This window comes from Micromonospora sp. NPDC005257, from assembly GCF_042872445.1.
Taxonomy (GTDB): domain Bacteria; phylum Actinomycetota; class Actinomycetes; order Mycobacteriales; family Micromonosporaceae; genus Micromonospora.
In genome coordinates, this window is record NZ_JBIAKL010000013.1 from 12,438 (window position 1) to 24,681 (window position 12,244).

Consider the following 12,244-nt stretch of genomic DNA (forward strand, 5'->3'; position numbering starts at 1 on the left):
CTGGGGGGCGACGCATGAGGTTCTCGGTGGTGGAGGCCGGTTACGACCGGCGGCAGGTCGACGCCTGCCTGGACGAGCTGAGCCTGCGGCTGGGGCGGCTCGCGGCGCGAGCGGAGGGCGCCGCCGGGGCCGGCCGGGAGTGGGACCAGATCCGGTCGGACGCCCTGCACCTGTGCGACTTCCTGCGCCGTCGTACCGCCCCGGTCGAGGAGGACGCGTCCCGTCCCTCGGCGGCCGAACGGGAGGCCGCCGAGCTGCTGGCGGCGGCCCGCGCCGAGCTGGAGGCCGCACGCGAGGAGGCCCGCCGGTTGCGGGAGGAGGCGTACGCCGAGGCGGTTCGCGCGCGCCGCGACTTCGAGGCGGCCCTGCTGGCCCGCCGCCGCCGGGAGTCCCGGGTCGACGAGATCCTGGCCGGTGCGCGGAGTGAGCGGGTGCCGGTGGACACCCCCGCCGCCGCGGCGAGCGTGCGGCCCGCAGGCACCGGGCGCAGCGCCGCCTGACCGGGTCAGACCAGCGCGGCCACCACTGTCGTGGCGCGGCCCTGATGCCGGGCGTACGCGTCCGGATAGGCGGACACCTGCACCGCCTGGGCGGCGGCGGTGACGCTCATGTCCTCCCAGCCCGGCACTTCGCGCAGCGCGGCGTAGAAGGCCCGGGCGGCGTAGGCGGGCCGCATGAGCTGGGCGACGGTGCCCCAGCCGCTGCTGGGCCGCTGCTGGAACAGGCCGATCGAGTCGTGGTCGGAGCCGCTGCCCTGGTGCGGGTGATCGAAGGACTGCGGCAGCACGTCGCTGGCCAGGTTGTAGAGGTTGCTCTCCTGCATGGCGGTGGCCACCGCCACGACCATGGCCCGGCGGGGCATCTTCATCTCCCTCCCCACGTCGACGACGGCCTTGGCGTTGTCCATCTGCCGCTGGTCCAGGCCGGCGACCGGGCGCGGGCGCTGGGCGCGTACCGGCTCGCGCGGCGGCTTCCTCGTCGCCGGGGCCGTGCTGGGCGTGGGGGCCGGCGGTGGCAGGACCGCGGCGGCCGGTGGCGCGACCCTCGTGACGTCGCGGGACGCCCGCTGCTCGGCGGCGGCCCGGTCGGCGACCGCCTCACGTACCTCCAGGTGCGCCGGGGCGCTCTCGCCGACGCCGGCCACACCGATCAGGCCGAGGCAGCAGGTGACGCCGGTGGCCACCGCGATCCGGCCGGGCACGGACCGGGCGGGACCGCGCCGTGGGGGTCCCGGGGCGCGGTGCCGTCCCACTCGCCGTTCGGCTGATGCCGGGTCAATCGTTCGGCGAACCGGGCGGTTGGCGGGCAACGGCTGATGATCGGGTTCGTCGGGGTGCACCCGCCGAGGCTAGAAAGCCTGCGGGCCGTTGCCATCGGGGGGATTGGTGGCATGCGACACAATCTGCCGGATTAGCGGCTGACATTGGGTGCGCGCGAGCATGAAAGTTGCTAATGAGGCGTACCCGAAAGAGGCCCCATGTCGGTTTCGCCATGGCGAAACGGGCGCCAGGTCGAGCCGGGGACGGTGTACGCCTGCCTCCACCGTTCGGCGGAGGGTGCCCTGGTCGGCCGGTCCACGCCCGGCGGCGGTCCGCCGACCCGGGCGACCTGACCCCGACGCGGTGCGCGCCGACTCGGCCGATCGGCTGGTGGTGCTCGGCGACCTGAACACCGCCACCACCGACCGCGTCTTCGACCCGCTGACCCGGGTGCTCGGGGACGCGCAGGCCGACGCCGGGCAGGGATTCGGCTTCACCTGGCCGGCGGAGCTACCGGTCACCCGGCCGGACCACGTCCTCCACCGGGGACTGACGTCGGCCACCGCCGGGATGCTGCGCACCCCGGCCAGCGACCACCGCGCGGTGACCGCCGGCTTCCGCTGGTGAGCGCTCAGTGCCGGCCGTTCTCCGCCGGGGTCACGGTGAGCCGGTGCCGGCTCGGGTCGCCGCTGGAGAAGGGCCAGAGCCGGTCGGCGTACGCGACCAGGTCGGCCAACTGCTTCCGGGTCAGTCCCGCCGAGGAGATCTCGGCGTGCACGTCGGCCCGGTAGCGGCCGTCGTCGTCGCGGCCCAGCTTCGCCTCGGCGGTCACCTGCACGGTGTGCGCCTCGTCGGTGATCTCCCCGGCCGCCTCCACCGCCGCGTGGTGCAGGCAGGAGGCGAACGCCGCGGCCAGGAGCTGCTCCGGCGTCAGGCCGGTGCAGTGCGGCGCCAGCGGGGACGCCAGGGCGGAGGAGAGCCCGCCGTCGTCGGTGCGTACGTGACCGCCCGCCGCGGTCGCCGTGGCCGTCTCGGTCAGCCAGGAACTCGGATCCGGCATCGCGTTCCTCCCGTCACTCACCGGCCCGCGTTCCCGGAGCCGCAGCGGCGAAACCGCGCCCGGGCCGGCAGTAGGAGCGCTCAGCCGACCCGGCCGCTGGGCGCGGCGTCGACGGCCATCGCCTCGGTGGCCTCGGCGGCGGCGCGGCTGGTCCACGGCGACACCTGCGACGCGCGCTGCCGGGGCAGCACCGCGGACATCGGCACGTAGACCCGGGCGTCCACGGCCTCGGCCAGCAGCAACGCGGCCATCGGGCTGGTCGGCCGGGCAGACGGGTCGGCGTCGAGGCAACGGCGGCACAGCTCGGCCACCTCGCCCGGCAGTCCGGGCACCTCGGGCAGCGGCCGGGGTGACCGGCGGCGCGACCCGAGCAGCTGGGTGGCGCTCCCGGCCTCGTACGGCAGCTCGCCGGTGAGGCAGTAGTACAGCAGCACGCCGAGGGCGTACATGTCGGCGGCCGGGGTGGCCGGCTGCCGGTCGAGCTGCTCCGGCGCCAGGTACGCCGGGGTGCCCACCACGACGCCGTCCGGGGCGGGGTCGGGTGCGCCGGCCGGGGTGGCGATGCCGAAGTCGAGCACCTTCACCCCGCACGGGGCGAGGATCACGTTCGCGGGCTTCACGTCCCGGTGCACGATGCCGTGGGCGTGCGCGGCGGCGAGCGCGGCGCACACCTCGGCGCAGACCCGTACCGCGATGCGCCAGTCCAGCGGCCCGCCGCGCAGGTGCTCCGCGAGCGTCTCGCCCTCGGCCAGCTCCATCACGATGTACGGCACCGGGCGCCCGTCCGGCAGCGTCGCCGTGCCGAAGTCGTGCACGCTGGCGACGTTCGGGTGCACCAGCCGCGCCGCCGAACGCGCCTCGGCCCGGATCCGGTCCACCGAGCCGGCGTCGCCGTCCAGCGCGGGCGAGATGAGCTTCACCGCGACGACACGGTCCAGCACGCGGTCGTGCGCGCGCCACACCTCCGACATGCCACCCAGGCCGGCCCGCTGTTCGAGCTCGTACCGCCCGCCCAGCGTCCTCATCGCCCACTCCTCGCCTCGTCCGGTGTGCCCTCCGGTCCCGCTACCCGGCCCCGGAGCTGTGCAAACCGCCGAGGGTCCGCGCCCCGGCGGGGTAGCTTCGCGGCGAGGGCGTCGAGGAACGGAGGGCAGCGGTGGCCGCGGTGCGCGTACGGTTCGTCGGCGGGCCGGCCGACGAGCTGTCCCGGGATCTGCCCGCCGGCCCGGACGGCGCGCCGCCGCCCCGGTGGGTGCTGCGTCATCCGGAGGAATCGGCCGGGGGCGTGGCCGACCACCTCTACGAGCGCGACGACCACGCGTCACCCGGTGGCTGGACGATGCGGTACGTGCACACGTTCCCGTTCGGCGCGACCGAGTGAGGCGCTCGGACGCGGGGCGCCGGAGCGATCGGGCGCGAGGCGTCAGCCCGGCCCGACGCCTGTGGTGCCGAGGATGACCGAGGCGACCAGCTCCGGATCGTCGTGCATCGGCACGTGCCCGCAGCCGGGCAGGTCCAGGTGCCGCGCGGCGGGCAGCCGGGTACGCGCCAGCGCCGTCTGCCGGTAGGGCAGGATCCGGTCGCGTGTACCCCAGGCCACGGTGACCGGCACGGTCGGCGCGCCCGCGTAGGCGTATCCCCGGCCGGCGCGGGCGACGGCGCGGAACGCCCGTGCCTGGCGCAGCGCGCGAGCGTCGGCGAGCGCGTCGTCGAGCGCCATCCGGTTGGGCCGGGCCAGGATCATGCCCATCGCCAGCATCCGCAGCGCGGGCGCGGCGAACAGGCGGCGCAGCACCGGCTCGGGCAGCCGGGCCGCGTTGCGGTGCAGGGACAGCACGGTCAGCGCCCAGCGCAGCTCGCGTGCGGTGCAGAAGCCGGCCGGTGACAGGGCGGTCGCGGAGGTGACCGCGCCGAGCGCGGCCAGCTCCAACGCGATCGCGCCACCGAGGCTGTTGCCCGCGACGTGCGGGCGTTCCAGCCCGAACGCGGCGAACAGCTCGACCATGGCGGCGGTCAGGCCGGGCATGTCGGCGGGCAGCCCGGCGGCGGGCACCGGGGAGCGGCCGAAGCCCGGCAGGTCGACGGCGATCACGTCGTGCGCCTCGGCGAGGCGGTCCAGCACCGGCCGCCAGGCGCCACAGTGGTGACCGATGCCGTGCAGCAGCACCAGCGCCGGCCCGGCGCCCCGCCGCTCGTAGACGACGTCCACCGGCGTGGTCACGGCCGCGCCTGCGGCGTGCTGGCGCCGAAGCCCCGGCCCAGCGCCCGGGACTGCTCCTCGATCAGCGGTACGGTGGCCCGGGCGGTCCGGCCCACCAGGCGGTCGGCCAGCGGGCTGACCAGCACCGACCGCACGGCCTGCACGCCGGCCACGGCGCGCGGCACGTACACCCGGCGGCTGCGGCGCTCGATCGCCCGGACGAACGCCTCGGCGCACTCGGCCACGGTGGTGGTGCGCCGCAGCGGCCACGGCAGCTTCGCCAGGGCCGTTTCGAAGGCCGGCAGGTCGGCGCGCGCCTCGCGGACCAGGTCGGTGTCCACCCACGACGGATGGGCGGTGCCCACCGCCACGCCCCGGTGCGCCAGCTCCAGCCGGACCGCGTTGCCGAACTGCTCGACGCCCGCCTTGGAGGCGCAGTACGCGGCCATGCCGGGCAGCGCGGCGAACGCCGCGGCCGAGGAGACGATCAGCAGGTAGCCGCGCCGGTCGACGAGCGCCGGCACGGTCGCCGCGGCGGTGCGCATCACCCCGATCAGGTTGACCTCGACGGTACGCACCAGCGCCTCGACGTCGCCGACGGCGATCGTGCCCCGGTTGGCCACCCCGGCGTTGGCGACCACCGCGTCGATTCCGCCCAGCGCCGCCACCGTGCCCTCGACCGCCTCGGCCAGCGCCTGCTGGTCGGTGACGTCGGCGGCGAACCAGGCGTGCCCCGGCCCGAGTTCGGCGGCGAGCGCGGCGAGCCGGTCGGGTTCCAGCCCGACCAGTGACAACCGGGCGCCGCGTGCGGCGGCGAGGCGGGCGGTGTGCTCGCCGATGCCCCGGGCCGCGCCGGTCACCAGCACCACCTTGCCGGCCAGCCGGCCGGAAAAGCGACCATCGATGGACATGCCGGGAAGTTACCACCGGGTAGCACCGGTGCGGAAGACCCGCCGGACCTGCCCGGATCGGCGCCGCGCGTCGCGCACAGCTGATACACAGGATCGGGACAGCCCGGCGACAGCGGGTCCGCCCACGATGGGGGCATGGTCATGAACGGGCAGGCCGCGCAGGGCCGCATCGAGCTGCGCCGACCGGACGGCGAACCGGTGCGGGTGCTCGTGGTGGACGACGAGCCGACCCTCACCGACCTGCTCTCGATGGCCCTGCGGTACGAGGGCTGGCAGGTGGCCACCGCCGGCAGCGGCATGGCGGCGGTCACCACCGCCCGCCAGTTCCGCCCGGACGCCGTGGTGCTCGACGTGATGCTGCCCGACCTGGACGGCTTCCAGGTGCTGCGCCGCCTGCGCGAGCAGTTCCCGAGCGTGCCGGTGCTCTTCCTGACCGCCCGCGACGCCGTGGAGGAGCGCGTCGCCGGGCTCACCGTCGGCGGCGACGACTACGTCACCAAACCGTTCAGCCTGGAGGAGGTGATCGCCCGGCTGCGCGCGCTGCTGCGCCGCTCCGGCTTCGCGGTCGCCGCCCGGGAGGAGGCGGTGCTCACCGTCGGCGACCTCAGCCTGGACGAGGACAGCCACGAGGTACGCCGCGGCGACGACCTGATCACGCTCACCGCCACCGAGTTCGAGCTGCTGCGCTACCTCATGCGCAATCCGCGCCGGGTGCTCAGCAAGGCGCAGATCCTCGACCGGGTGTGGAACTACGACTTCGGTGGTCAGGCCAATGTGGTCGAACTGTACATCTCGTACCTGCGTAAGAAGATCGACGCGGGCCGCGCCCCCATGATCCACACCCTGCGCGGGGCGGGTTATGTCCTCAAGCCCGCCGAGTGAGCGGCGCGGCCGGCTGCGGCGCCGCCTGGCCGGCTGGTCGCTGCGCCGCCGGCTGGTGCTCTCCGTGGTGGCGCTGCTCGCGCTGGTGAGCGTCGGCATCGGCGGCCTGACCACTGTCGCGCTGCGGCACTTCCTGGTCGACCAGATCGACAACCAGCTCACCTTCGGCGACCGGCGGCCCGCCGACTTCGAACGCTGGGCCCGCCACGGCGCCGACCCGCCGCGCCCGGACCAGCGGCCCACCCCGCCGGACTCCGACGAGGCGGCGCCGGCGCCACCGGGCGGCTTCCCGCCCGGCTCGATCGCGGTCCGGGTGCCGACCTCCGCCGAACCCGTGGGCCGGATCCGGTCCGAGAGCGGCAGCAGCGAGGAGGTGCCCGCCGCCGATCTGGCCCCGCTGGCCCGCATGCCCGCCGGCGAACGCCCGCGCACCGTGACCGTCGGCGGCCGGGGCGAGTACCGGGCGGTCGCGCTGCCCTCGCCGCGCGGCGACGGCGACGTGCTCGTCCTCGCGATCCCGCTGGCCCAGGTGGACGACACCGTCATGTGGATGCTCGTCGCGCAGGCCGGGGTCATCGGCGCCGGACTGGTCATCGCCGGCGCCCTCGGCGCGCTCATCGTCCGCGTCACGCTGCGCCCGCTCAACCGCGTCGCCGCCACCGCCGCCCGGGTCACCGAACTGCCGCTGGACCGCGGTGAGGTCGCCCTGTCCGTGCGGGTGCCGGCCGCCGACACCGACCCCCGCACCGAGGTCGGGCAGGTCGGCGGCGCGCTCAACCGGATGCTCGGCCACGTCGCCGCCGCGCTCGCCGCCCGGCAGGCCAGCGAGACCCGGGTACGCCAGTTCGTCGCCGACGCCAGCCACGAGCTGCGCACCCCGCTGGCCGCCATCCGCGGGTACGCCGAGGTGGCCCGCCGGGGCCGCCAGGAGGTGCCGCCCGACGTGGCGCACGCGCTGCGCCGCGTCGAGTCGGAGAGCACCCGGATGACCAGACTCGTCGACGACCTGCTGCTGCTCGCCCGGCTGGACTCCGGCCGCCCGCTCGCCGCCGACCCGGTCGACCTGACCGCCACGGCGGTGAACGCGGTCAGCGACGCGCACGTCGCCGGACCCGACCACCGCTGGCAGCTCGACCTGCCCGACGAGCCGCTCACCGTCACCGGCGACGCCCACCGGCTGCACCAGGTGCTGGCGAACCTGCTCGCCAACGCGAGGGTGCACACCCCGGCCGGCACCACTGTCACCGTCCGGCTCGCGCCCGTGCCCGGCGGCGTCGAGCTGCGCGTCACCGACGACGGCCCGGGCATCCCCGAGCAGTTGCAGCCGGAGGTCTTCGAGCGGTTCGCCCGCGGCGACAGCTCCCGCTCCCGCGCCCAGGGCAGCACCGGCCTGGGGCTGGCCATCGTCGCCGCCGTGGTGGAGGCCCACCACGGCCGCGTCGACGTGGTCAGCCGGCCCGGCCACACCGCGTTCACGGTCTGGCTGCCGGGATCCACAGCAGACGCATAGGCCACTCACGGGAGCGGGCCAGCGGACCCGCCGAGGCTTGCCGGCATGGACAGAACCGAGACCCTGCCGACCGCGCCCGCGGCCGGACCGCCCGGCGCCGTGCCCGTATCCCCGGAGACCCGCACCGGCTCCGATCCGCGCTGGGCCCGCCCCGCCCTGGTCGGCCTGCTGGTCGTCACCGCGCTGCTCTACCTGTGGGGACTGGGCGCCTCCGGGTGGGCCAACGCGTTCTACTCGGCCGCCGTGCAGGCCGGCTCGCAGAACTGGACGGCGTTCCTCTACGGCTCGTCCGACGCGGCCAACTCGATCACAGTGGACAAGACTCCGGCGTCGCTCTGGCTGATGGCGCTCTCGGTGCGGATCTTCGGTCTGAGCGGCTGGTCGATCCTGGTGCCGCAGGCCCTGCTCGGCGTCGCCTCGGTCGGCGTGCTGTACGCGACCGTCCGCCGCTGGTACGGCCCGGCCGCCGGCCTGCTCGCCGGCGCGGTGCTCGCGCTCACCCCGGTGGCGGCGCTGATGTTCCGATTCAACAACCCGGACGCGCTGCTGGTGTTCCTGCTGGTCGCCGCCGCGTACGCGACGGTGCGGGCGGTCGAGACGGCGAGCACCCGGTGGATCGCGCTGACCGGCGTGCTCGTCGGCTTCGGCTTCCTCACCAAGATGCTCCAGGCGTTCCTGGTGATCCCGGTCTTCGCCGGGGTCTACGTGCTGGCCGCGCCGACCGGCCTCGGACGGCGGATCCGCCAGCTCATGCTCGCCGGGCTGGCCGTGGTCGTCTCCGCCGGCTGGTGGGTGGCGATCGTCGAGCTGGTGCCGGCGAGCGCCCGCCCCTACATCGGCGGCTCGCAGAACAACAGCATCCTGGAGCTGACGCTCGGCTACAACGGCCTGGGCCGGATCACCGGCGACGAGGTGGGCAGCGTCGGCGGTGGCGGACGGCCCGGCGGCGGACCGTTCTCCGGCCAGGCGGGGCTGCTGCGGATGTTCGACACCGAGGTCGGCGGGCAGATCTCCTGGCTGTTGCCGGCCGCGCTGATCCTGCTGGTCGCTGGGCTGTGGCTGGCCGGGCGGGCGCCGCGTACCGACCGCACCCGGGCCGGTCTGCTGCTGTGGGGCGGCTGGCTGCTGGTCACCGGACTGATCTTCAGCTTCATGTCCGGGATCTTCCACGCCTACTACACGGTCGCCCTGGCCCCGGCGGTCGGCGCGCTGGTCGGCATCGGGATCACCCTGCTGTGGCGGGCCCGCTCCGCGCCGGTCCGGTGGCGCCGGTTCGCCGCCACGCTGGTCCTGGCCGGCACGCTGGCGGTCACCGCCTGGTGGTCCTGGCACCTGCTCGGCCGCACCCCCGACTGGCACCCCTGGCTGCGCCCCACGGTGCTGGCCCTCGGCCTGACCGCAGCCGCCCTCCTGGCCACCTCGGCGTTCCTCACCCACCGGACCGTCCCGCCCTCCCCGCCTGCCCCGGTGATCAAGGAGTTTGTGTCCGGAAGTGGCGTTCAGGGTGACGCAAACTCCTTGGTCAACTCCGAGGCGGGGGCGACGGCGGGGCCCGGGGCCGGGTTTACCGGGCGGGTCGTGCGGTGGGTCGTGCCGGTGGTGTCTGTCGCCGGCATCGCGGTGGCGCTGGCCGGGCCGGCCGCGTACGCGATGCAGACCGCTGCCACCCCGCAGAGCGGGTCGATCCCGAGCGCCGGGCCGGCCGGAGCAGGCGGCTTCGGCGGCCCCGGTGGACCGGGCGGGCGGATGCCGGGCGGCGCGAACGGGCAGTTCCCCGGTGGCCCGGGGGGCGGGATCGGGCAATTCCCGGGCTTCCCGGGCGGCCGCAACGGCACCGGCCAGAACGGCGGGGCGAGCGCCGGTGGATTCCCCGGATTCCCGGGCGGTGGTTCGGCACCGGGCGCGCCCGGCGGGACCGGGCAGGAAGGGCGGGGGCAGCGCGGCGGTGGCATGGGCGGGCTGCTCGACGCCCGCGAGCCGAGCGCCGAGATGACCGCGCTGCTCACCGCCGACGCCGACGACTACACCTGGGTCGCCGCCACGGTCGGCTCGAACAACGCCTCCGGCTACCAGCTGGCCACCGGCCGGCCGGTCATGCCGATCGGCGGCTTCAACGGCAGCGACCCGTCGCCGACGCTCGCCCAGTTCCAGCGGTACGTCGCCGACGGGCGGATCCACTACCTCCTCGGCGGCGGCGGGTTCCGGGCCAACGGCGGGAGCAGCGCCTCGGCCGAGATCGCCGCCTGGGTCGCCGCGAACTTCACCGCGACCACCGTCGACGGCGTGACCGTGTACGACCTGAGCAGCGGAAAGCAGGGCTGAGCGATGACCGGCACGTACGCGCCCCGGGCCGCCGTGCAGGCCCGGCCCGCCGCCGACAGCGCGGTGCTCGACGTGGTGGTCCCGGTCTACAACGAGGAGGCCGACCTCGGGCCCTGCGTCCGGCTGCTGCACGCGCACCTGACCGCGCACTTCCCGTACCCGTTCCGGATCACGGTGGCGGACAACGCCAGCGTGGACGGCACCCCGGCGGTGGCGCGGGCGCTCGCCGACGAACTGCCCGAGGTGGGGGTGCTGCGCCTGGACGAGAAAGGGCGCGGGCGGGCGCTGCGCGCCGCGTGGTCGGCCTCGCCCGCGCCGGTGCTCGCGTACATGGACGTGGACCTGTCCACCGACCTGGCCGCGCTGTTGCCGCTGGTCGCGCCGCTCATCTCCGGGCACTCGGACCTGGCCATCGGTACCCGCCTGGCGCGGACCAGCCGGGTGGTCCGGGGCGCCAAGCGGGAGGTCATCTCGCGGGGTTACAACCTGCTGCTGCGCGGCACGCTCGCGGCGCGGTTCTCCGACGCGCAGTGCGGCTTCAAGGCGATCCGCGCCGACGTGGCGGCCGAGCTGCTGCCGCTGGTACGCGACACCGGCTGGTTCTTCGACACCGAGCTGCTGGTCCTGGCGCAGCGGGCCGGGCTGCGCATCCACGAGGTACCGGTGGACTGGGTGGACGACCCGGACAGCCGCGTCGACATCGTCGCCACCGCGCTCGCCGACCTGCGCGGCATCGGGCGGCTGGGCCGGGCGCTGGTGACCGGGGCGCTGCCGTTGGCGCAGTTGCGCGCCCAGCTCGGGCGCGGACCGCTGCCGGCCCCGCCGGCGCAGGTGCCGGTCGGGTTGCCGCGGCAGCTCGCCCGGTTCGCCGCGGTGGGCGTGGCGAGCACGCTCGCGTACCTGCTGTTGTTCCTGCTGGCCCGCGGCCCGCTCGGTGCGCAGCCGGCGAACCTGCTGGCGCTGCTGCTCACCGCGGTGGCCAACACGGCGGCCAACCGGCGGCTCACGTTCGGGGTGACCGGGCGCCGGCACGCCGGCCGCCACCACCTCCAGGGGCTGCTGGCGTTCGCGCTCGGCCTGGCCCTGACCAGTGGTTCCCTGGCCGTGCTGCACGCCACCACACCCCCGAGTCGCGGCTGGGAGCTGACCGTCCTGGTGGCAGCCAACCTGGCCGCCACAGCCCTGCGCTTCCTCCTGCTCCGCCTGGCCATGCACCACCGCCCCTGACCCCCCCCACCCCCCGGAACATCCCGTCGATCATGAGGTTGGCGGCGCGACACGCCGGGTGCCGGTGCCGTCAACTTCATGATCGACGGGGAGGTGGCAGGGTTGGGGTGTGTACCGGGAGTGGGGAGTGGCGGGGATTCCCGGCGGGGTGCTGTGGGGCAGCGTCTCCGGTGGGGGCGAGACGCGCGTGCTGCCGGACGGGTGCCTGGACCTGCTCTGGTCCAGCCGGTCCGGGCTGCTGGTCGCCGGCCCGGACCGCACCGCGCACCTGTCGCGCTCCGAGCCGGGGGACCGGTGGGTCGGGCTGCGCCTGCCGCCGGGGACCGGCCCGGCCGTGTTCGGGGTGCCGGCCGAGGAACTGCGGGACCGCCGCGTACCGCTGGCCGACCTGTGGGGCCGCGCCGCCGCCGAGGTGACCGAGCGGGTCGAGACGGCGCTGGCCGCGCCGATCCGCAACGACGGGCCCGACGCCGTCAGCGCTGCCGACGCCCACGCCGCCGCTGCCGCCGCGGTGCTGACCCGCGTCGCCCGTGACCGACTGCGGGCGGCCGGCGGCCCCGACCCGCTCGGCGCGCGGGTCGCCGCGCGGCTGGCCGCCGGGGCGACAGTCGCCGCGACCGCCGCCGAGGTCGGCCTCGGTCCGCGGGCCCTGCACCGGCGCAGCCGGGCTCTCTTCGGGTACGGCCCGAAGACGCTGGCCCGCATCCTGCGGATGCGCCGCGCGCTGGACCTGGCCCACACCGGTGCGCCGCTCGCCGAGGTGGCGGTGCGCAGCGGGTACGCCGACCAGGCCCACCTGACCCGTGAGGTGCGGGAACTGGCCGGGGTGCCGCCGACCCGGCTGCTCGACCGCGACTGAGCGCCAGTCAGTCG

At 75.9% G+C, this 12,244-nt stretch carries 13 protein-coding genes; 8 read left to right on the forward strand and 5 right to left on the reverse strand.

Annotation, left to right across the window (positions count from 1 at the left end):
- Positions 1 to 14 precede the first annotated feature (14 nt).
- Positions 15 to 500, forward strand: coding sequence for an ATPase (locus ACFYO8_RS24660; RefSeq protein ID WP_387257593.1), 486 nt, complete (start codon positions 15 to 17; stop codon positions 498 to 500).
- Between the two features lie 5 nt (positions 501 to 505).
- Here the strand turns inward: ACFYO8_RS24660 and ACFYO8_RS24665 are convergent, their stop codons facing one another.
- The gene (locus tag ACFYO8_RS24665) at positions 506 to 1,339 is read right to left on the reverse strand and encodes a hypothetical protein (RefSeq protein WP_387188870.1); all 834 of its coding nucleotides are present in this window, start codon (positions 1,337 to 1,339) and stop codon (positions 506 to 508) included.
- A gap of 100 nt (positions 1,340 to 1,439) precedes the next feature.
- Here ACFYO8_RS24665 and ACFYO8_RS24670 point away from each other — a divergent pair, with 100 nt between their 5' ends.
- A complete protein-coding gene (locus tag ACFYO8_RS24670; protein ID WP_387257595.1) occupies positions 1,440 to 1,886 on the forward strand; it encodes an endonuclease/exonuclease/phosphatase family protein in 447 nt (148 codons plus the stop codon).
- Between the two features lie 4 nt (positions 1,887 to 1,890).
- On the opposite strand, the gene ACFYO8_RS24675 is transcribed toward ACFYO8_RS24670, so the two are convergent.
- Positions 1,891 to 2,319 carry an OsmC family protein gene (locus tag ACFYO8_RS24675; protein ID WP_354871766.1) on the reverse strand — a complete coding sequence of 143 codons (429 nt, stop codon included), beginning with the start codon at positions 2,317 to 2,319 and terminating at the stop codon, positions 1,891 to 1,893.
- 80 nt (positions 2,320 to 2,399) lie between these two features.
- Entirely contained in the window at positions 2,400 to 3,344 is a 945-nt protein-coding gene (locus tag ACFYO8_RS24680; RefSeq protein WP_354871768.1) for a serine/threonine-protein kinase, read from the reverse strand.
- A gap of 131 nt (positions 3,345 to 3,475) precedes the next feature.
- Between ACFYO8_RS24680 and ACFYO8_RS24685 the strand changes: the two genes are divergently transcribed.
- Complete coding sequence (locus ACFYO8_RS24685) at positions 3,476 to 3,700, forward strand: hypothetical protein (protein WP_354871770.1); 225 nt, start codon at positions 3,476 to 3,478, stop codon at positions 3,698 to 3,700.
- Between the two features lie 42 nt (positions 3,701 to 3,742).
- Here ACFYO8_RS24685 and ACFYO8_RS24690 read toward each other — a convergent pair whose 3' ends face one another.
- Entirely contained in the window at positions 3,743 to 4,540 is a 798-nt protein-coding gene (locus ACFYO8_RS24690) for an alpha/beta fold hydrolase (protein ID WP_387257596.1), read from the reverse strand.
- Positions 4,537 to 5,430 (reverse strand): SDR family oxidoreductase, encoded by an 894-nt coding sequence (locus ACFYO8_RS24695; protein WP_387257598.1) that lies wholly within the window; start codon positions 5,428 to 5,430, stop codon positions 4,537 to 4,539. Before ACFYO8_RS24695 ends, ACFYO8_RS24690 begins: the two co-directional genes overlap by 4 nt.
- Positions 5,431 to 5,565: 135 nt before the next feature.
- On the opposite strand from ACFYO8_RS24695, the gene ACFYO8_RS24700 reads away from it, so the two are divergent.
- From ACFYO8_RS24700 to ACFYO8_RS24720, 5 genes are all read left to right on the forward strand, one after another.
- On the forward strand, positions 5,566 to 6,312 hold the full coding sequence (locus tag ACFYO8_RS24700; RefSeq protein WP_387188868.1) for a response regulator transcription factor: 747 nt from the start codon (positions 5,566 to 5,568) through the stop codon (positions 6,310 to 6,312).
- The gene (locus ACFYO8_RS24705) at positions 6,290 to 7,822 is read left to right on the forward strand and encodes a sensor histidine kinase (protein WP_387189429.1); all 1,533 of its coding nucleotides are present in this window, start codon (positions 6,290 to 6,292) and stop codon (positions 7,820 to 7,822) included. Before ACFYO8_RS24700 ends, ACFYO8_RS24705 begins: the two co-directional genes overlap by 23 nt.
- Before the next feature lie 45 nt (positions 7,823 to 7,867).
- A complete protein-coding gene (locus tag ACFYO8_RS24710) occupies positions 7,868 to 10,144 on the forward strand; it encodes a glycosyltransferase family 39 protein (RefSeq protein ID WP_355095359.1) in 2,277 nt (758 codons plus the stop codon).
- 3 nt (positions 10,145 to 10,147) lie between these two features.
- Entirely contained in the window at positions 10,148 to 11,371 is a 1,224-nt protein-coding gene (locus ACFYO8_RS24715; protein ID WP_354871781.1) for a dolichyl-phosphate beta-glucosyltransferase, read from the forward strand.
- A gap of 127 nt (positions 11,372 to 11,498) precedes the next feature.
- Positions 11,499 to 12,230, forward strand: coding sequence for a helix-turn-helix domain-containing protein (locus ACFYO8_RS24720; RefSeq protein WP_387188866.1), 732 nt, complete (start codon positions 11,499 to 11,501; stop codon positions 12,228 to 12,230).
- The last annotated feature ends 14 nt before the right edge of the window (positions 12,231 to 12,244 follow it).